The organism is Bradyrhizobium sp. C-145, from assembly GCF_023375135.1.
Taxonomy (GTDB): domain Bacteria; phylum Pseudomonadota; class Alphaproteobacteria; order Rhizobiales; family Xanthobacteraceae; genus Bradyrhizobium; species Bradyrhizobium zhanjiangense.
Genome location: NZ_CP088150.1, coordinates 1,857,667 through 1,876,270, shown reverse-complemented (window position 1 = coordinate 1,876,270; position 18,604 = coordinate 1,857,667). Strand labels below are relative to the sequence as shown.

The window sequence follows — 18,604 nt, the reverse complement described above, 5'->3', positions numbered from 1 at the left end:
TAGGTTTGAGATCCATCCACCGCAATATTCGGCGCTTTCGCACTGCAGCGAAGCTTCCGGCCGCTTCCCCCGCGGGCGCAGCATAGTCAAACGTCACCGCCGTGAACATTCGCCTTTCTACGGGGCGTCGCTCTTTTCGACCAGGAATACGATGCGCGCGTCGTTGCGCTCGGTGATCTCGACCTTGTCGCCGGTCTCGCGAATCAGATTCGGAATGTCAATCACCGACAAGGGATCGGTGCAGTGCACTTCGAGTTGATCGCCAGGCTGCAACGGCTTTAGCGCCTTGCGCGTCTTCAGAGCAGGTAGCGGGCATTTCAGCCCGGTGAGATCGAGCGTCGTTCGGGTCATGGGCGCAACATGGCGGGATGAGGCGATGGCGTCAACGCAGCCGCATCAGAGCAGATCGGCGTAGGGTAGGAAACCTACGCTGTGCCCCGGCTCGACATTCGTGACGTCCTCGCCGAGTTCGACCAAGCCGTCGGTCTCGATCAGCGACGACAACAGCCCAGCGCCTTCCCGCGGGAACTTGATGACCTCCAGCGCGCCGTCCTCTCCGCGCCGCAAGGAGACGCGAACATATTCGCGCCGGCCCGCCTTCTTCTTGTAGGTGAACGCGGCGCGCACAGGGATCGGCGTCAGCGGCTCCGGCAGGCTGCCGGCGAGCGCCAGCACCGTCGGCCGCACCACATGGACGAAGGTGACGAAGCTCGCAACGGGATTGCCGGGCAATCCGATCAGCGGCGTGCCGTCGATGATGCCCATTGCGACCGGCCGGCCGGGCTTGATCGCCATCCGCCACAGCACCAGCGAGCCGATGCTCTCGACCGCCGCCTTGACGTGATCCTCTTCGCCGGTCGAAACGCCACCGGTGGTAAGGATAAGGTCGTGTTCACCGGCGACTTGCTTCAGGCCGTTCGCAAGCGACGTCCGTTCGTCCCGCAAGATGCCGAGATCGCTGACCTCGCAGCCGAGCCGGCGCAGCATCGCCATCAGCATGAAGCGGTTGGAATCGAACAGTTGCGAGGCTGCGCGCGGTTCGCCGGGCGAGGCCAGCTCGTCACCGGTCGAGAACACCGCGACGCGGATGCGCCTGACGACGTCGAGGCTGGTCAGGCCGAAGGCGGCGGCGAGGGCAACGTGCTGCGGCCGCAAGCGCTGGCCGGCGCGCAGCGCGACGTACCCTTCGGGAATGTCCTCGCCCGCAGGGCGAACATTGGCACCCGGCTTCAGTCCCGGCGGCAGCACGATCTTGCCGGAATCATCGATGCGGACATCTTCCTGCATGAAGACCGTCTCGGCATCCGGCGGCATCGGCGCACCCGTGAAGATGCGCGCGGTGTGGCCGGGCTTGATCGGCGTCTGTGCAAGGCCGCCGGCCTGGATGCGGCCGTCGAGCGGCAACGCCTGCTCCGTGCCTTGCGGAAGATCCGCGCTGCGGACGGCGTAACCATCGACGGCGGAGTTGGTGAAGGGCGGCAGCGGCAAAGGCGCGGCGATATCGTGCGCCAGCACGCGCCCATCCGCTTCGACGAGCGCCACGGTTTCGAGATCGGCGATCGCATTGACGCGCGTGGTGATCAGGCCAACGGCCTCGTCCACCGACATCATCGGGCCGCCGAAGGCAAAGCAATCGTCCGATAGTTGCGCCATGGTGCCTCGTCCGCGCATCGCGGCGCTTTTTGCCACCGCTTCCTCGACCGGCATCGCCGCGCGGAGCAACAATGCCGCCGCGGCCGGAATATCGTCGAGATGGACAGTCGGCAGCCGGGTGTCAACCGCGACGTCGGCGACAATACCGGCAATGCCGGGATCGTCTGGAAACAGCAGTGGCTTGCCATTGGCGCCGCGAAACACCTCGATCTTGCGATGTGGCTCGCGCTTGAAGCCCTCGACCACGACCAGATCGACCGCGGACAGCTTGCCCAAGAGTTCCGGCAGCCGCGGCTCCGCCGCGCCGCGCAATTCGTGCATCAAGGCCCAGCGGTTGGACGAAGCAACCAACACCTCGGCCGCGCCGGCCTCGCGATGGCGCCAGGAATCCTTGCCGGGCACGTCGACGTCGAACTGGTGATGCGCGTGCTTGATCACGGAAACGCGCAGGCCCTGCGCGTTGAAATGCGGGATCAGCCGCGTCAACAGCGTGGTCTTGCCCGCCCCACTCCAGCCTGCAAGGCCGATGACTTTCATAACCACCCGATCTCCGCCAACGGCTCGCCCGCCGATGGAACTTCCGGCCTCTCCCCGCCATGCTTATATCGGCTTGACCCGAATGTCATGCTAACCTCGCAACCATGATGAAGATCGACAAGACCCCGGTGCCCCTGATCGTCCCTGACACGGACGACCCGCGCCTGACCCAGAGCGTGACCGGGACCGACCAGACCGGCGCCAGGGTCGAGATCAAGGTGCCGATGGAGCGGCCGCTGACGCTCTACCTGAATTCGCAGGAGATCGTCACCATGATGACGATCGGCGACTATCCGGAATATCTGGCGCTCGGCTACCTGCTGAACCAGAACATGCTGAAATATAATGACGCGGTCACCGAGGTCGAATACGACGATGACCTCCAGGTGGTCGTGGTGCGCACCTCACACCACACCAATTTCGAGGCCAAGCTGAAGAAGCGCACGCAGACCTCGGGCTGCGCGCAGGGCACCGCCTTCGGCGACCTGCTGGAAGCGGTCGAGAGTGTCGCACTGCCGAAGGCGGAGCTGCGCACCTCCTGGCTCTACCAGATGACGCAGACCATCAACACCATGCCTTCGCTTTATCTGGAGGCCGGCGCGATCCATGGCTGCGTGCTGTGCAAGGAGGGCACCCCGCTTTGCTACACCGAGGACGTCGGCCGTCACAACGCCGTGGACAAGATCGCGGGCTGGATGTACCGCCACGGCGTCGAGCCTAGCGACAAGATCCTCTACACCACGGGACGCCTCACCTCGGAGATGGTGATCAAGACTGTGCGCATGGGCATTCCGATTCTGGTGTCGCGCTCCGGCTTCACCGCCTGGGGCGTCGATCTCGCAAGGCAGGTCGGGCTGACGCTGATCGGCCGCACCCGCGGCAAGCGCTTCATCGCACTCTCGGGCGAGGACCGCATCGTCTACGACCAGAACCTCGCTTACGTCGAGGAGGAATCGGCCAAGCACAAGCGCAAGGGTGAAGGTGGTGACGACTGAGATTCCCGCGACGAGTGTTCCGCCGACTCTTGGCGTTCTGCTCGCCGGCGGTCTCGCCCGCCGCATGGGCGGCGGCGACAAGCCGATGCGCAGCATCGGTGGCCGCACCATCCTAGAACGTGTGATCGCGCGCCTTTCATCCCAATGTAGCGGACTGATCCTCAATGCCAACGGCGATCCCGCGCGCTTCGCCGCGTTCGGCTTGCAGGTGGTCGCCGACGACGTGCCCGGCTTTCCCGGCCCGCTCGCCGGCATCCTCGCCGCGCTCGACTGGACCGCGACAAACCGACCGAACATCGAGTGGGTGCTCAGCGCCGCCGGCGACTGCCCGTTCCTGCCGCGCGATCTGGTCGCCCGCCTACATGAGGCGCGAGCGCGCGAGAACGCGCAACTCGCGGTCGCCGCATCGGGCGATCAGTCGCATCCGGTGATTGGGCTATGGCGCGTGGATCTGCGTGAGGAGCTACGCCACGCACTCGTCGTCGAAGACCTCCGCAAGATCGACCGCTGGACCGCGCGCTATCCGCTGGCAACGGTGACATGGCCGACCGAGCCGCTCGACCCGTTCTTCAATGCCAATACCGTCGAGGACATCGCCGAGGCCGAGCGGCTGGCGGCGCTGGATGACGCATCGTAAGGCGGTGTGCTCCGGTTAGCTTGGATCATTGAGAAGCGCCGCTTCGTCAATCTACGCGGGTCGGAACCCCGCCCGCTCCAGCGCGGCGCGCGCTTCATTCGAGCCGAGTGCATCGAGAAAGGCCTGCACTGCCGGCCGGTCTTTGCGCGCCGTCACCAACGCGAAGTCATAATGCTCCTCCGCGAGCGGAATGAAACCGAGGCCGACCGCATGGGCGACCGGCGCGATGGTCATGCCCCAGTCGGCGCGGTGCTGCGCCACGGCCGCCGCCACCGCATTGTGCGAGCGCGGCTGGTTCCAATAACCTTCCGGACGCGCCCCGCCGAGCAGCCGGTCGATCAGGATGCGCGTGCCGGCGCCCTGGTTGCGGTTGACCATGATGCAGGCGGGGTCGGCGAGCGCCGCTGCAACGGCGTCCTTCGCACCGAGGTCTTCGAAACGCTTGTCGCCCTTGCGGAAGACGATGCCCTGCATCCGCCGCCAGCCCGGAACGAGCTCGAGCCCCTCGACGAGATAGGGCGTGTTGTAGGTCTCGCTCTTGTCGTCGAACAGATGGATCGGCGCGAGATCGCACTCGCCGCGCTTCGCCGCGGCGAGCCCGCCGAGGCTGCCGACCGCGATCGAGCGTACGGTCAGGCCGGCATGCGCGAGCTGTGCGGTAACGAGATCGAGACCGGTGCAATGGCTGCCGACGATGACGAGATCGGGCACGCGCACATGCGGCGTGAACAGCGTCACCTCGGCCTGCGTGCCGGCCGGCATCTGATCGGCGAGCGCGTCGATGCGCAGAAAGCCATCGGCCTGCGCGAATGACGTGATCGCACCGGATCCTTTGCCGGAGGGATAGGCGATCAGGCCGTCCCGGCCCTCGACCAGCGAGACCATGACGAATTCGGTGCGGCCGAGTTCGGAGGCGATGCGCACCGGCACGGTCGCGCTGACCTTGGCCTCGGAGCGCGGCGGCAGCCCGGCCATCCTGCGCAGCACCGGCACGATCATGTCGTGGAAGGTGAACATCGCCGAGGTCGGAAAGCCCGGCAGGATCACCACCGGCTTGCCGTCGCAGACCGCAAGGCACAGCGGCTTGCCGGGCTTGAGCGCAACGCCATGCGCGATGATTCCGGGCTGGCCGAGCCGGTCGATGATGCGGTGGGACAGGTCGCCCGCGCCTTTCGACGTGCCGCCCGACAGCACCAGCATGTCGGCATCCGCCAGCGCGCGGCGCATGGCGGCTTCGAGCTTGGCTTCATCGTCGGGAATGGCGCCAAGGAAGACCGCCTTGCCGCCATTCTCGTCGATCGCAGCAGCGACGATCGCACCGTTGGTGTCGTAGATCTCGGCGGGCGCGAGCAGCTCTCCGGGCTGCACCAGTTCGTCGCCAGTGGAGACGACGGCCACAAGCGGCTTGCGCGCGATATTCACCTCGGCGATGCCGCAAGCGGCCAGCATGCCGATCTCGCGCGAGCCGATGATCGTCCCCGCACGCAGCAGCGCTTCGCCGCGCGCGATGTCGGATCCGGCATAGGAGACGAATTGCCCGGGAGACGTGGCGCGACGAACCTCGATCGCATCCGACCCGGCCGGCTGGGTGTGCTCGACCATGACGACAGCGTCGGCGCCGCGCGGCAGCGGACCGCCGGTGGCGATCGCTGTTGCGGATCCAGCCGCCACTTGCAGCGTCGGGGCTGTGCCGCAGTGGATGGTTTCAGCGTTCAGCGCGAGACGAACGGGTGCACCTTCCCCCGCCGCAACGACATCGGCTGAGCGGACCGCAAACCCGTCGACATTGGAGCGGTCGAACGGCGGAACGTCGATCGGTGCCGTGACGTCTTCGGCGAGCGCCGCACCGAGTGCATCAGCGAGTTTGCACACTGCACTCGGAATCGACCGCGGGAACAGCGCCGCCTCGAAGCGGGCCAGCGCTTCCTCCCGCGACAGGACCTTCAGGAACTGCTCCTGTTCCAGCGCGCTGCGCTCTTGCGACCGCGGAATCATCGTCATGCCGGAACCCATATCACTCCCGCATCAGATAAGCACCGACCGGCGTGCCCGCCGCAAATCCCTCGTGGCTGGCGGGGACGAGCAGCCATGCATCGGCACGGACGATGGCCTGGAGCGACCATTCGCCCACGGCAAGCGGCATCCACGCATGATGTTCCTCGGCCAAGAGGACGATTTCGGCGATGCCGACGCCGGATGCGATCTTGCGCGCGAGCGGCAAGCTCACCTGTCGGCGTGGCCGGCGCGCCGACAGGTGGTCAATGAGCGGCAGCACGAACGCGAGCCAGGCCGCGAGCGCATGATCGGGCGAGCCGGGCAAGGCGACAACGGGAATTCGCCCGAGCCGGCCGACCGCGGCGGTGCGTCCAGGCTGCAGCGCAAGGCCATGGGCAAGCACCTCGCCGCGCCGGGCCAGCGCCGCGACAGCTGCATCCCGGCGACCGACGCCACTGCCGCCCACCGTCAGCAGCAGATCGCAGGAGGAAGCATCGAGCGCCTCGGCAATCGATGCTTCATCGCGCGCGCCGGCCTCAAACGTCTTCACATCCAGTCCCGCTGCGCGCGCGATCCCGGCGATCGTCTCCGCTGTCGTTGTTGCGTCCGGCACATTGACGATGCGCAGCCGCGGCCGCCGCACGAAAAGCTTTGCCAAGCCCGCAACGCGTGCGATCAGCAGATCGGCCGCAGCGATGGGATATCCCTCGGCGCCGGCGGGCGTGCACGCGGCGACGTCGCTTCCGGCGCGCCTGACGCCCTGCCCTGGCACGGCCTCTGCCAGCACTAGGAAAAGCGGACCTGACACCTCGACCGCGCCGGCATCGAGCACGCAGTCACATCCCTCCGGCATCGCGTCACCGGCATCGACCCACGCAGGAGCCATCGCCAGCGGCAGCGGCGCGTATGCCGACGCACCGACGAGATCATTGGCCGAGAGCGCCCAGCCGTCTGCGGCGGCAATGTCGCGCGGAGGATAGACGGCAAGCAGCGGAGTGCCCACCGCAATGCAACCGATCGCTTCCGCCAGCGGCAACTCCGCTGGCGCAACAGCATCGACGTCTCGCAGCAATGCGGCGAGCGCAGTGTCGAGCGGCGTGAGCGAGGACGGCAGGCGTTGGGTCATGCGCCATGATGGACCATGCATCGCCCGGTTTGGCAACCGCCGGCAATGCGGCCTCAGCCGCCCGACCTGTCCGAATTGGGGAAGAACAGCTGCTGCCCGTCGACCTTATAGCCGGCGATCGCCGTCTGCCCCTCCGGCGAGGTCAGCCAGTCGATGAAGGTCTGTGCGAGATCCTTCTTCACGTTCGGAAACTTCTCGGGGTTCACCAGCATCACGCCGTACTGATTGAGCAGCCGCCTGTCGCCTTCGACGACGATGTCGAGATCGCCGCGATCCCTGAACGAGATCCAGCTGCCGCGGTCCGACAGCACATAGGCGTTCGTGGCGCGCGCGGCGTCGAGAGCCCTCGTCATGCCCGACCCGGCCTCGCGATACCAGGCGCCCTTGGCGCTCGCGATGTCGATGCCGGCGACGATCCAGAGTGCGAGCTCCGCGGCGTGGGTGCCCGAGCGGTCACCGCGCGTCACGAACGGCGCCCCCTTGGCCTCGATCGCCTTCAGCGCGGTCGCGATGTCCTTGCCCTTCACCGCGGCGGGATCGCTCTTCGGCCCGATCAGCACGTAGTCGTTGTACATCACGTCGAGGCGCTTCACGCCGAAACCATCGGCGACGAATTTCTCCTCCTGCGGCCGCGCATGCATCAGCACGACGTCGACCTCGCCCCTTCGCGCCCCGTCGAGCACTTCATCGGCGCGCCGCGCGATCACCGTCACGTCGATGCCGGTCTTCGCGCGGAAGATCGGCAGCAGATAATCGAGCAGGCCGGACTCCTGGGTCGCTGTCGTCGTGGCGAGGACGATGCCACGCTCCTCCGCGGCTGACGCCGCAACGCCCGCAGCAAGGCCGCAGAGAAGCGCGAATGCAACGGCGAGGCGGCGGACGGCCATGATAAGGGTTCCCATTGGCTGTGACGGGATCATGATGATGATCGATTGCGCCGCACTCGTGACGCCATCTGCTCCTCGCGCTCCCCACTCGGGAAATTTCGGCAAAGCGCGAGCGCTTTGGGATCGTTCACCAAAGCAGAAATCGCGCGCGCGGATGTGTTGCAAAGCAGCGAGATGATCGGGCATGGTTCCCGCGGACACGAATTGAAATGCAGAATTCCACCTGCGTCGAACGTCAAAAAGAAGCAAGAATTTGCATAGGAATGCAGGATGGAATTCCTGACGACCAGCGAAGCCGCCGACTATCTTCGGCTCGGCGAACGCAAGCTTTACGAACTCGTCACCACCGGTGCGATCCCTTGCACCAAGGTGACCGGGAAGTGGCTCTTCCCGCGGCACGAGCTCGATCTCTGGGTGCTGTCGGGACTGGCGCGCCCGGCCGGCATGCTGATCGCGGAGCCGCCGCCGGTCGTGGGCGGCAGCCAGGACGAGCTCTTGGCTTGGAGCCTGCGCGAATCCGGCTCTGGGCTCGGCTCGATGAGCGAGGGCAGCGCGCGCGGGCTCGAGCGCTTGCAGCGCAACGAGGTGATGGCCGCGGCGGTGCACTTCCATGCCTTGGACGCCGCCGACAATCTCGCCAGCGATGCCAGTGTCGAAGCGCTGCGGGCAGCTCCGGACCTGCACGATGCGGTGCTGGTCGCGTTCGTGCGCCGCGAGCAGGGTCTCGTGCTGCCGCACGGCAATCCCAAGCAGCTGCACGACCTGTCCGACGTGCTCGCACGCGGCGCCAGGATGGCGATGCGACCACAGGGCACGGGCGCGCAGATGCTGCTCGACGGGCTGCTCAAGCGCGCGGGCGCCTCGACGCGGGATTTGCGCCGCATCGAGACGCCGGCTCTGACCGGCCCGGACCTCGTCGATATCCTCCGCGCCGGCCAAGCCGATTGCGGGATCGCGACGCGCGCGGCGGCGCGCTCGGCCGGGCTGGATTTCGTGCCGCTGGTCTGGGAGAATTTTGACCTCGCAATGCGGCAACGCAGCTATTTCCGCCCCGCCATGCAGGCCCTGCTCCGGCTGCTCGGCGAAAGGCGGCTGCGACAGCGCGCCGAGGAGCTGACCGGCTACGACCCCTCGCCCGCGGGACAGATCCGCTTTGCGGCCTGACATTGACGCCCGCCCTCGAATAGTTGCAAAAGAAACCAATTCAGCCGGGCATACCCGGGCAACACCGGCCAACGAGCCGGATCAGGGGAGGAGAAGCATGAATCCAAACAGATTTGGACTGCCGGTCGCGGCCGCCTTGGCGGCGCTGCTGCCGGGTGTGGCGTCGGCGCAGGTGTCGGACAACGTCGTCAAGATCGGCGTGCTCACCGACATGAACGGCCCGGCCTCGGCACCGACCGGCCAGGGCTCGGTGACGGCGGCGCAGATGGCGATCGACGATTTCGGCGGCACCGTGCTCGGCAAGCCGATCAGTGTCGTGATCGGCGACCACCAGCTCAAGGCCGATGTCGGCGGCGCGATCGCGCGGCGGTGGTACGACGTCGACCAGGTCGATCTGATCGTGGACGTGCCAGTCTCCGCGGTCGGGCTCGCGGTGCAGAACATCGCCAACGAGAAGAAGCGGCTGTTCATCACCCACTCCACCGGCACCGCGGATTTCCACGGCAAATTCTGCTCGCCCTACGCGATCCAATGGGTGTTCGACACCCGCGCGCTCGCGGTCGGCACGGCGGATGCGGTGGTCAAGCGCGGCGGCGACAGCTGGTTCTTCATCACCGACGACTACGCCTTCGGCCATTCACTGGAGCGCGACGCCTCCGCCGTCGTCACCGCCAATGGCGGCAAGGTGCTGGGCTCGGTGCGGCCGCCGCTGGCAACGCCCGACCTCTCCTCCTTCGTGCTGCAGGCGCAGGCCTCCAAGGCCAAGATCATCGGCATTGCCGCCGGTCCGCCCAACAACATGAACGAGATCAAGACCGGCTCGGAGTTCGGCGTGTTCAAGGGCGGCCAGCAGATGGCGGCGCTGCTGGCGCTGATCACCGACATCCACGGTCTCGGCCTGCAGGCGGCCCAAGGCCTGCTCCTGACCACGTCGTTCTATTGGGACATGGACGACAAGACCCGCGAATGGTCGAAGCGCTATTTCGCCAAGATGAACAAGATGCCGTCGATGTGGCAGGCCGGCGTCTATTCCAGCGTGATGCACTATCTCAACGCCATCAAGGAGACCGGCACCGACGATCCGCTTAAAGTGGCCGCCAAGATGCGCGAGAAGCCGATCGAGGATTTCTTCGCCCGCAACGGCAGACTGCGCGAGGACAATCTGATGGTGCACGACCTCTGGCTGGTTCAGGTGAAGACGCCGGAGGAGAGCAAATATCCGTGGGACTATTACAAGATCCTCACGACGATCTCCGGCGACAAGGCGTTCGGGCCGCCGGACCCGGCATGTGCGCTGGTGAAGAAGTGACGGGCAACGCAAGCTAGCCGCAAAACGTCGTGGCCGGGCTTGTCCCGGGCATGACGAGCGTGGGTGTGGTTGCGACCGTCACTTCACAACTCCGATCTCGCGAAAATACTTCATCACGCCCGGATGGATCAGCTCCACCTTTGGCGCTGCCGCGACCGTGTTCGCGGCCGTCGTCTCGCAGGCCTGCGCCAGCTTCTTGCAGAACGTCACTTCTGCGCCGTGCAGCGTCTTCGCCAGCCGATAGGCGACGTCATCCGGCAAATCCTCGCGCGTCAGGACAAAACTCCACGATCCCAGCGAAGCGATCGGCTCCGTCTGCCTCGGATAGCTATTGGCCGGCACGGTGAGCGGCTTCAGGAACGCATGCCTGGCGCGGATACGCATGATCTCTTCTGCGCTGGGCGCAATGAAGCGTGCGCCTGACGCACTCGATGCGACCGCGGCAAAGCCGGGCCAGCCGATGCCGGCGCCCCACAGCGCGTCGACGCGGCCGTCTTCGACCATTGCGGGGCCGTCGCCGGCGCGGTCGAGATAGACCGCCTTGAAATCCTCGTCCTGCTTAAGGCCGAGGCCATCGAGCACGTAGCGCGCCAGGATCGGCAGGCCCGAGCCCTTGGCGCCAAACGCGACGGGCTGACCGACCAAATCGCGAATGGTCTTGTAGGGACTGTCCGCCCGCACCGCGAACATGCCAGGGTTGGAATAGATCGCGGTGAGAATTTTCAGCGCTACTTTCGCACGGCCGATGCCGGCAAAGGCTTCATAGGCCGGCTCGCCTGCGACCAACGCGAGATCGAGCTCGCCTTTCTCCAGCAGCGGGATGTTCTCGTTGCTGCCCTTGGTGTTGCGCGGGACGATGCTGATTTGCGGATCGGCCGCGTTTATCACCTCCGCGAAAGCGTTGCCGTAGAGCGGAAAGCCGCCGCCCGGCGTCGCAGTGCCGAGGCTGAGTGTCGTGGTCGGAATGGCGTTGCCTCCGGTTTGAGCCGCGGCGGAGCTGGCGAGCAGCGCCGCGGCGAGCAGAATAGTCGCGAATCTCATGGTCATTTCCGCCGAGCCTGCGTCAACACCGACTTGCGACGATGTAGGCAGCAGCCCGATTTTGTGAAAGCATGCCCCCAACGACAATAGAACAATGGGAGGCGTCATGTTGCGAATTTTGCGTAAGGGTGTTTTCGGGCTCGCAGTTCTTTTAGGTCTTTTCAGCGCCACACCTCCCGCCTCCGCCGCCTATCCCGACCGCCCCGTGCACTGGCTGATCGGCTTTTCCGCCGGCGGCCCGGTCGACATCGTGGCAAGGATCATGGCGCAGTGGCTGTCGGACCGTCTCGGCCAGCAATTCATCGTCGAGAACCGCACCGGCTCCGGCGGCAACATCGCGGCCGCCGCCGCGATCAACTCGCCGCCGGACGGCTACACGCTGCTGTTTGTCGCGCCCAACAACGCGATCTCGACCTCGCTCTACAAGAAGCTGCCGTTCGACTTCCTGCGCGACACCGTGCCGGTCGCCAGCATCATGCAGCTCACCAACATGCTGGTCGTCTCCAACGCGTTCCCGGCGAAGACGGTTCAGGAGTTCATCGACTACTGCAAGGCCAATCCCGGAAAAGTCTCCTTTGCCTCGTCCGGCAACGGCACCTCGGTGCACATGTCGGCCGAGCTGTTCAAGGTGATGACCAAATGCGACATGGTGCACGTGCCCTATCGCGGCTCCGCCATCGCGTTTCCCGACATCATCTCCAACAAGGTGCAGCTGATCTTCGACAACCTGCCCTCCGCGATGGAGCAGGCGAAGGGCGGCAATGTCCGCGCGATTGGGGTGACCTCGCCGCAGCGCTGGCCCAGCGTGCCCGACGTGCCCGCGATCGCCGAGACCGTGCCGGGCTTCGAGTCCGTCGGCTTCTACGGCATCTCCGCGCCGAAGGGCACGCCGCCCGAGGTGATCGAGATCCTCAACAAGGCCGTCGGCGAAGCCCTGAAGGACCCGAAGCTGGTCGCCCGCCTCGCGGAGACCGGCGGCATCCCCAAGCCGATGACCCCGGCCGAGTTCGGCAAGCTGGTCGCCGACGAAACCGAGAAATGGCGCAAGGTGGTGGAGTTCGCCGGGGTTTCGGTGGACTAGGAAGCGGCCCTGCGCCGGGGTGCGTCGCTCGCGGGCAAGAGGGCTGGAGGGGCCGACAGGCCCCTTCAAACCAAAACGTGCGAAAACAACCCCATGCACAGTAGAAGACGTGAGCAATCACAGGGGGTTAGAGAAACGCAAGAGCAGGAACCGGCCGGATGACCGCATGGCCATTTGACTCGTCGGGCAAAACACTGGCAAAATGCGATTATTCCGAATCCAGCAATCATCCGACCAGCAGTGCTTGCCGCGCAGCCCCGGATTTCCGTTGACCAGAGCCGGCATTGCACCCCCGCCTCAGGCCCTGTAAACGAACCGCGCACCGTTGCCGGCCGCGCAAAGCGGCCGCCTCGCGGCGGGGCCTGTAGCTCAATGGTTAGAGCCGGCCGCTCATAACGGTCTGGTTGCAGGTTCGAGTCCTGCCGGGCCCACCATTCCGCAGCATCATCGCCCTTGAAAAGTATTCGTTCCGCTGTCACACCCGGCCCACTAGGGTGTGACAACGGTTCGCGCGGTGTTCGCTGGCGCGTTTTGGAAACGTTCGCATGTCTCGATTAAGCCGTAGCCGGTACAGGCGTCGCCCGTGTCGGCTCACTCCGGGTTGTCCAACTTATCAATCTCGGCCCTTGCCAGCGCCGTGGCTTTCTCGGTGGCCTGCTCTTTCGTGAGGGTGCTGCTGCTCAATCGGCGTGCGACAAGGTTATCCCAATAGAACCGGATCGACTTCCATCCGTCCGCAAACCCCACCTCAAGGCTCTCGCAATCGTCGTCTACGCCACGGTGAGGGATGATGCGGATGGGTCGCCTTCGGCCATGGGGCTATTGCTAGCATTCCGGAAGGACGTGGACAACGACGGTCCCTGCGCACAGTCGTGGCGGACCGTGCATGCTATGATCAACGCATGATGCGTCGGCAGAGCCACCACGAAGTGCTAAATATACGGCGCGCAGGACGTTGCCGCAGCCCAACTATTTGACTTGGCTCCGCATCCGAGTGGGATTGATGCCCAAGGAAGACGGCTACAAAAATTGGCTCCGAGGTTTTCAACCGAAGCCTACGAGATGGCAAAGGTTTTTAGCTTTCTTCAATTCCAAAGCCGAGACGAAGTAGTCGAACGACATGTGCAATCTCTACAGCATCACGACGAACCAAGCGGCCATCATCGTCCTGTTCCGCGTGACGCTACGTCGGCAACCTGCCGCCGATGCCCAGCGCATTCTCCGACTACCCTGCCCCAGTGGTCCGCAACACCGAGGCCGGCCGCGAGTTGGCAATGATCCGCTGGGGCAATGCCGCCACCGCCGCGCACGGGCAGCCCGCCCGGCGCCGTGGGGGCGTGGGACGAGCGTAGGACAGTCCTGCCTCGATATGAGATGTCGGCTCGAAGAGGAGGACCGTCGCGCGAGGGGCCGGGGGAAGTTCCGGCGTCGGTCCCTCGGATTTTTTCTGCATTTGTCGAAGTCCTCATTAAGCTGCAGATTGAGATTGAGTCCAACTAAGGGGGCAGCCTGATGTCGGAGATCGACCCGCATACGCTGGAGGGCCATCTCTCGAAGCTAGTAGAGGACTGCGAGTCCTTGACGATTGTGTTCGGCGTGCAGAATGCATGCACCATGTACCCGCCCTACATCGTGGGGAGGGATTTCATCGCTGGGAGCGATCATACGGATCACGCAAAAGCTAGGCCTCTCGTGGCGCCGTTCAACAGCATCCAACAGATCATCTGTCACCCGACGAAGAGCTAGGACGCCGTCGGCGATGTCCGCTTCGCTCCGATGCCGACCGCATTTGTGCAACCGCAGCAAATGTCGCGATGGGCCGATCTCGAATTACGGTGACAGTGCACTCAAATGACCTCTTTCGCCTCGGCACACATCGTCGCTGGCATGAGGACGATTTCAGATATTGCAGTTAAATGCTTCGAGCCATGTATTTGGGCTCGGGAAGGGACTTCCGCCATGACCTCCCATATCCTGCAATTCGTCGAACTCTCGGACCAGGACCGCGCCGTCCTCGCCGAGGATCAGGAACTCAGCCCGAACGACGTGGCGGACATCTTAGGTATTTCTCGACCGCTGGTCGTGCACCGCATGGACATTGGCGATCTCCCCTTCCGATATGTCGGCAAGCACCGCCGCACGAAGCTAAAGGACGCATTGACGCTGAAGACGTACCCAGCGGAAAGCGCTGGAGGTCCTTCCGGCCGATGCGGAGGAATACGAGCGGGCCCGCTCCGCGAAGAAATTTGAGAAGAGCATCCGACGCTTTTCCAACCGCCGGTCCACGCCCAAGGATGTTGATCAACTCGTTCTTGGCACTACGAACGCTCCATACCGCCGGACAATCAATTCGACGGATCTCGTGGCTCGCCTCACGTCGAGAGATTGGCAGAACTGGATCGCGCATGTCGTCACATTCTTCACTGAGGTGCGACCTGAACTGGTTTTGCAGTTCGCTCGCCTTCACGCCATTCCCATCAAAGATTTGGCTGCCGCTTATCGATCGATGAAGTCGGCCACTGGCGAGACCAACCCCGCATTGGAGCGCGCATTTGAGCGGCTGGCGTAGCTTACTTGGTCGAACGCTCGATGGGCTTTCGGACCTGGAGCAACAGGGCCGGCCGGTGCCCGATTGGGTACTCGGTGGTGGCACGGCCTCCGCCGTATGGCGTCGTCCTGGTCGCCAGGAACACAAAGTTGCGAACACGATCACTTCAAGGCGAGTTCGAGTTGGCGATCGTTCTATCAAAGGAGAATTGCGCCGCTCATCGCAAACGCCTCCACCGACGCAAATGGACCCTGCATCTCATCGGTCATGGGGATGCTTCTATTCTTGAGCCAAGCTTGCGCTTCCTCGTCCGCGACAGCAATCTATCGTGCAAGTGGTTTGGTCCCGAGGCTCCAACGAGAGATAGGGCCTTTATCGCACACAGCGACTTTGTCCGAGTTCAAATCCAGCCTTTCGGAGAGCCTATCTTCGTCGTACCATGGCTTCCCCCGAAAAATCGGGTGAACGCGAGACGGCGCGAATTCCTCCGGGCGCAACGGCGGCCTGTTCGTCTCCACTGGTGCTGAGGCGAGGGATGGACCGCAAGTCGGCCAGATGTTCCTCCAGCGCACGCGTCGCCTCTTTAAATTAAAAGTCAGTCATAGTGAACGACCCAATTGCCTAGTCCAGGCGCGGACGATGTCCGATCGACGATCATTAGTTTCCGACATGGATTCATACCGCAGCGTCAGCTACGTCGGCGGTCTGGTCGTGATTGGAGTGATCTATTTCGCCTCGGCAAAGGGTGGCCTTGCCCTCGCCTCCATTCATCCCAGCGCAACGCCAATTTGGCCGCCGACAGGCGTTGCGCTGGCGGCGGTGCTGTTGCGGGGATATCGAACTTGGCCCGCAATTTTTGCGGCGGCGCTGATCGCCAATGCGACGACGGCAGGCTCCGTTGCCACTGCAACTGCGATTGCAACCGGTAACTCTCTTGAAGCGATTGCCGGCGCGTATCTCATCAATCAGTGGTCAGGCGGTTGCGAAACGTTTTCAACCCCAAATTCCGTCGCAAAGTTCACCCTGATCTGCGTCGTGATCGCGACACCGATCAGCGCCAGCATTGGACTGACCAGCCTGGCACTCTTCGGGTACATCGAGCCGGAGAATTTCGCGGACGCGTGGATCACCTGGTGGCTGGGCGACGTGACCGGCGCACTAGGCATTGCCCCCGTGATCGTGCTGTGGGCATCAAACCACCATCATGCCTTCAACCGGCACGAATTTGTGGAGACGGCAGGGGTCCTCGCGACAGCGGCGGCTGTTGGCCTCATTGCTTTCAGCCCCCTGATCGAGCAGACGCCCGGCCGAGATCCACTCGGCTTCCTGGTGATCCTGCCCATGTTATGGGCGGCGCTGCGTCGCGGTCCACGCGATACCGCAACGGTTGCCCTCGTGCTTGCGGGCATCACGATTTGGGGAACGCACACGGGCGGCGGCCCCTTCGCGACGCCAGATCCCAATGCGTCATTCCTTCTCGTGTTGATGTTCTTGATCAGCATTACCGTTCCAAGCTTGCTGTTGAGCGCGGATGTCGAGGTCCGCAAGATTGCTGAAGGAAGCCTGCGCCGCGCGCACCTCGAACTCGAGCAGAAGGTCGCAGAGCGCACGCAGGAGCTGCAGCTCGCCAACGCAGCGAAATCGCGCTTTCTCGCCATGGCAAGCCATGATTTGCGGCAACCGTTACATGCGTTGGGGTTGTTCGTCGCCCAGCTGCGCACGCCGCTCAACCCGGATGAAAGGACAAAGACGATCGAACGGATCGACGCCACCCGCAAGGAAATGGATGAAATGTTCAATTCGCTCCTGGACATGTCCAGGCTGGATGCCGGGATACTCACGCCCAAAATGACCGAGTTCCCGATCGGGCGCCTGTTGCAGAAAATCGAGACGGCGTTTGACCAGGCGACGCAAAAAAAGGGTCTGCGGCTACGCGTCAGGCCAAGTGATGTCTGGGTGCGAAGCGACGCGATGCTGCTCGAACGCATCATGCTGAATCTTGTATCAAATGCCGTGCGCTATACGTTGCAGGGCGGTGTCCTGGTCGGATGTCGTCGTCGCGGTGAAATGTTGCGTATCGAAGTATGCGATACCGGTCCTGGCATTCCCGACGATCAAAAGCACAATATCTTTGGCGAGTTTTTTCAAGTTCCCACCTCAGAACAGAACCGGTCGGGGGGACTGGGCCTCGGCCTCGCCATCGTCGACAAGCTTCGCCTGCTTCTCAACCATCAAATCGACCTGGCCTCGACTGTGGGCCGAGGTTCGCGATTTGCGATCCTGGTTCCGAAAGTCGATCAATGCGTCGGGTCCGCGGCGCCCGCCGATTTACCATACCCAGGCGCCTTCGCGGTCGACGGCAAGGCAATTCTCGTTATTGCCGATACTCCGATCGTGCAAGAGGGAACGGGCGAATTGCTCAGCAAATGGGGATACTCGGTTCTTGCCACCGGATCCGACGAAGCTGCACTCGTCCGACTTGCCGAGCGCGAACAGCGCCCAGATCTCATAATCTCGGACTATCATCTCGCAAGTGGGAAGACCGGAATCTGGGCAATTGAACAAATCAATGCGGCGTTTGGCTCGTCAATTCCCGCCATTCTCGTCAGCGGCGATACCGGAGCTGAACCTCTGCGGGACGCCAGGGACAGAGGTTACATCTTGCTGCACAAGCCCGTCGACCCGATGCGGCTCCGCGCTGTCATGCATGAGCTCCTTAGGGATCATGATGGTGGAAGCGGCACCGGGGCAGCTTCATGATTCAGATTTCGGCGGCCATTCCCAGCCCATTTTTCCGACCTTTATGACGGCCTCAGTGCGCGTCGCTACGCCGAGCGCCTTGAGAACGACCGTGATGTGATTCTTCACCGTCGGCACTGCCATATTGAGCGTCCTGGCAATGACCTTGTTGCTTTTTCCCTTCATCAGCAGCGCAAGTACGTCGATTTGACGATCGGTCAATCCGCGCCCCTTGAGCGAGTCGCGAGCTAATGGTTTATCTGCAAGCCGCGGACCCGCCGTTTCCTCCAGAATCTCCGAGGGAATGTAAACTCCGCCGGAGAACACCAACTCAATAGCGTTGAGCATCACGTCACGTTCCGTGGTTTTCGGGATGAAACCCAGCGCGCCAAGTTTGAAAGCGCGCCTGACCGTGTCCTGATCATCGGAGGACGAGAGAATGATGATAGCAATCGTCGCATAGCGATGGCGCAGTTCGCAAAGGACAGAGAAGCCGTCGCGGTCAGGCAAATTGATATCGAGCAAAATGAGGCTGATATCGGGATGCTGCTCGACGATGTGCATGGCCTCTCGACTGCTCGAAGCTTCGAATATCACGGCCTCTCGCTTCAATTGCTTCAGGACGCCGTGCAACGCCTCGCGGATCAATGTGTGATCGTCAACAACAAGAACCTTCATAAAAATGCTCTCCGTTCTCTGAGCGCCCGGAGATCAATGAAATCATACACCCACCTTCGAAACCGTCCACCTTCTATCTCTGGTCCAGTGGTTCCGCCGTCAGGCACTCAAAGTAGGAGTCGAGCGCTGCTGTGTGCAATGGTTGCAATCGGCACTCAATCGTAGTGAGCGCGGACGACGTGAAGCACGGTACTTGCTGGCCTCCGTCCACGCG

Annotated in this window: 16 protein-coding genes, 1 tRNA gene and 1 pseudogene; 11 read left to right on the top strand and 7 right to left on the bottom strand. The window is 63.6% G+C overall.

The features are described from left to right. Positions 1 to 117 precede the first annotated feature (117 nt). Together LRP30_RS08760 and LRP30_RS08755 are read right to left on the bottom strand one after the other, a co-directional pair. Positions 118 to 351, bottom strand: coding sequence for a sulfurtransferase TusA family protein (locus tag LRP30_RS08760; protein ID WP_249760043.1), 234 nt, complete (start codon positions 349 to 351; stop codon positions 118 to 120). A gap of 45 nt (positions 352 to 396) precedes the next feature. Further along, positions 397 to 2,190 (bottom strand): bifunctional molybdopterin-guanine dinucleotide biosynthesis adaptor protein MobB/molybdopterin molybdotransferase MoeA, encoded by a 1,794-nt coding sequence (locus tag LRP30_RS08755; RefSeq protein ID WP_249761729.1) that lies wholly within the window; start codon positions 2,188 to 2,190, stop codon positions 397 to 399. Between the two features lie 104 nt (positions 2,191 to 2,294). On the opposite strand from LRP30_RS08755, the gene fdhD reads away from it, so the two are divergent. Next, positions 2,295 to 3,185: a formate dehydrogenase accessory sulfurtransferase FdhD gene (gene fdhD / locus LRP30_RS08750; RefSeq protein WP_249760042.1), complete on the top strand. Its 891-nt coding sequence runs from the start codon at positions 2,295 to 2,297 to the stop codon at positions 3,183 to 3,185. Continuing rightward, complete coding sequence (mobA, locus tag LRP30_RS08745) at positions 3,166 to 3,822, top strand: molybdenum cofactor guanylyltransferase MobA (RefSeq protein ID WP_249760041.1); 657 nt, start codon at positions 3,166 to 3,168, stop codon at positions 3,820 to 3,822. Before fdhD ends, mobA begins: the two co-directional genes overlap by 20 nt. A gap of 51 nt (positions 3,823 to 3,873) precedes the next feature. Here mobA and LRP30_RS08740 read toward each other — a convergent pair whose 3' ends face one another. Genes LRP30_RS08740 through LRP30_RS08730 form a run of 3 tightly spaced genes read right to left on the bottom strand, consistent with a single transcriptional unit; the run spans position 3,874 to position 7,830 of the window. Further along, entirely contained in the window at positions 3,874 to 5,823 is a 1,950-nt protein-coding gene (locus tag LRP30_RS08740) for a molybdopterin biosynthesis protein (RefSeq protein WP_249760040.1), read from the bottom strand. Between the two features lie 13 nt (positions 5,824 to 5,836). Next, positions 5,837 to 6,943 carry a molybdopterin-binding protein gene (locus LRP30_RS08735; RefSeq protein ID WP_249760039.1) on the bottom strand — a complete coding sequence of 369 codons (1,107 nt, stop codon included), beginning with the start codon at positions 6,941 to 6,943 and terminating at the stop codon, positions 5,837 to 5,839. Between the two features lie 53 nt (positions 6,944 to 6,996). Next, the gene (locus tag LRP30_RS08730; protein ID WP_249760038.1) at positions 6,997 to 7,830 is read right to left on the bottom strand and encodes a substrate-binding domain-containing protein; all 834 of its coding nucleotides are present in this window, start codon (positions 7,828 to 7,830) and stop codon (positions 6,997 to 6,999) included. Between the two features lie 270 nt (positions 7,831 to 8,100). Here LRP30_RS08730 and LRP30_RS08725 point away from each other — a divergent pair, with 270 nt between their 5' ends. Together LRP30_RS08725 and LRP30_RS08720 are read left to right on the top strand one after the other, a co-directional pair. Further along, entirely contained in the window at positions 8,101 to 8,994 is an 894-nt protein-coding gene (locus LRP30_RS08725) for a helix-turn-helix transcriptional regulator (RefSeq protein ID WP_249760037.1), read from the top strand. 97 nt (positions 8,995 to 9,091) lie between these two features. Continuing rightward, a complete protein-coding gene (locus LRP30_RS08720; protein WP_091884229.1) occupies positions 9,092 to 10,303 on the top strand; it encodes an ABC transporter substrate-binding protein in 1,212 nt (403 codons plus the stop codon). Between the two features lie 78 nt (positions 10,304 to 10,381). Here LRP30_RS08720 and LRP30_RS08715 read toward each other — a convergent pair whose 3' ends face one another. Beyond that, complete coding sequence (locus LRP30_RS08715; protein WP_249760036.1) at positions 10,382 to 11,344, bottom strand: TAXI family TRAP transporter solute-binding subunit; 963 nt, start codon at positions 11,342 to 11,344, stop codon at positions 10,382 to 10,384. Positions 11,345 to 11,450: 106 nt separating this feature from the next. On the opposite strand from LRP30_RS08715, the gene LRP30_RS08710 reads away from it, so the two are divergent. The 7 genes and pseudogenes from LRP30_RS08710 (at position 11,451) to LRP30_RS08680 (ending at position 17,733) form a co-directional block, all read left to right on the top strand. Further along, positions 11,451 to 12,425, top strand: coding sequence for a tripartite tricarboxylate transporter substrate binding protein (locus LRP30_RS08710; RefSeq protein WP_249760035.1), 975 nt, complete (start codon positions 11,451 to 11,453; stop codon positions 12,423 to 12,425). Between the two features lie 358 nt (positions 12,426 to 12,783). Beyond that, positions 12,784 to 12,859: transfer RNA gene (locus tag LRP30_RS08705), tRNA-Ile, on the top strand. A 686-nt stretch (positions 12,860 to 13,545) separates the two neighbouring features. Beyond that, a pseudogene (locus tag LRP30_RS08700) lies at positions 13,546 to 13,729 on the top strand (SOS response-associated peptidase); the annotation flags it as partial. 208 nt (positions 13,730 to 13,937) lie between these two features. Continuing rightward, the gene (locus LRP30_RS08695; protein WP_128935836.1) at positions 13,938 to 14,171 is read left to right on the top strand and encodes a hypothetical protein; all 234 of its coding nucleotides are present in this window, start codon (positions 13,938 to 13,940) and stop codon (positions 14,169 to 14,171) included. Positions 14,172 to 14,384: 213 nt separating this feature from the next. Beyond that, positions 14,385 to 14,675: a hypothetical protein gene (locus tag LRP30_RS08690; protein WP_346016208.1), complete on the top strand. Its 291-nt coding sequence runs from the start codon at positions 14,385 to 14,387 to the stop codon at positions 14,673 to 14,675. Between the two features lie 112 nt (positions 14,676 to 14,787). Then, positions 14,788 to 14,994, top strand: a complete 207-nt coding sequence (locus tag LRP30_RS08685) for a hypothetical protein (RefSeq protein ID WP_249761996.1) — start codon at positions 14,788 to 14,790, stop codon at positions 14,992 to 14,994. Positions 14,995 to 15,612: 618 nt separating this feature from the next. Continuing rightward, complete coding sequence (locus LRP30_RS08680) at positions 15,613 to 17,733, top strand: MASE1 domain-containing protein (RefSeq protein ID WP_249760034.1); 2,121 nt, start codon at positions 15,613 to 15,615, stop codon at positions 17,731 to 17,733. Here LRP30_RS08680 and LRP30_RS08675 read toward each other — a convergent pair. After that, positions 17,728 to 18,390, bottom strand: coding sequence for a response regulator transcription factor (locus LRP30_RS08675; protein ID WP_128956415.1), 663 nt, complete (start codon positions 18,388 to 18,390; stop codon positions 17,728 to 17,730). The two genes, LRP30_RS08680 and LRP30_RS08675, sit on opposite strands and share 6 nt — an antisense overlap. Positions 18,391 to 18,604 lie beyond the last annotated feature (214 nt).

Excerpts from the sequence above, each read along its gene's own strand:
- LRP30_RS08760 (WP_249760043.1), bottom strand. The coding sequence starts at position 351 with ATGACCCGAACGACGCTCGATCTCACCGGGCTGAAATGCCCGCTACCT.
- LRP30_RS08755 (WP_249761729.1), bottom strand. The coding sequence starts at position 2,190 with ATGAAAGTCATCGGCCTTGCAGGCTGGAGTGGGGCGGGCAAGACCACG.
- fdhD (WP_249760042.1), top strand. The coding sequence starts at position 2,295 with ATGATGAAGATCGACAAGACCCCGGTGCCCCTGATCGTCCCTGACACG.
- LRP30_RS08740 (WP_249760040.1), bottom strand. The coding sequence starts at position 5,823 with ATGACGATGATTCCGCGGTCGCAAGAGCGCAGCGCGCTGGAACAGGAG.
- LRP30_RS08735 (WP_249760039.1), bottom strand. The coding sequence starts at position 6,943 with ATGACCCAACGCCTGCCGTCCTCGCTCACGCCGCTCGACACTGCGCTC.
- LRP30_RS08730 (WP_249760038.1), bottom strand. The coding sequence starts at position 7,830 with ATGGCCGTCCGCCGCCTCGCCGTTGCATTCGCGCTTCTCTGCGGCCTT.
- LRP30_RS08725 (WP_249760037.1), top strand. The coding sequence starts at position 8,101 with ATGGAATTCCTGACGACCAGCGAAGCCGCCGACTATCTTCGGCTCGGC.
- LRP30_RS08720 (WP_091884229.1), top strand. The coding sequence starts at position 9,092 with ATGAATCCAAACAGATTTGGACTGCCGGTCGCGGCCGCCTTGGCGGCG.
- LRP30_RS08715 (WP_249760036.1), bottom strand. The coding sequence starts at position 11,344 with ATGAGATTCGCGACTATTCTGCTCGCCGCGGCGCTGCTCGCCAGCTCC.
- LRP30_RS08710 (WP_249760035.1), top strand. The coding sequence starts at position 11,451 with ATGTTGCGAATTTTGCGTAAGGGTGTTTTCGGGCTCGCAGTTCTTTTA.
- LRP30_RS08695 (WP_128935836.1), top strand. The coding sequence starts at position 13,938 with ATGTCGGAGATCGACCCGCATACGCTGGAGGGCCATCTCTCGAAGCTA.
- LRP30_RS08690 (WP_346016208.1), top strand. The coding sequence starts at position 14,385 with ATGACCTCCCATATCCTGCAATTCGTCGAACTCTCGGACCAGGACCGC.
- LRP30_RS08680 (WP_249760034.1), top strand. The coding sequence starts at position 15,613 with ATGTCCGATCGACGATCATTAGTTTCCGACATGGATTCATACCGCAGC.
- LRP30_RS08675 (WP_128956415.1), bottom strand. The coding sequence starts at position 18,390 with ATGAAGGTTCTTGTTGTTGACGATCACACATTGATCCGCGAGGCGTTG.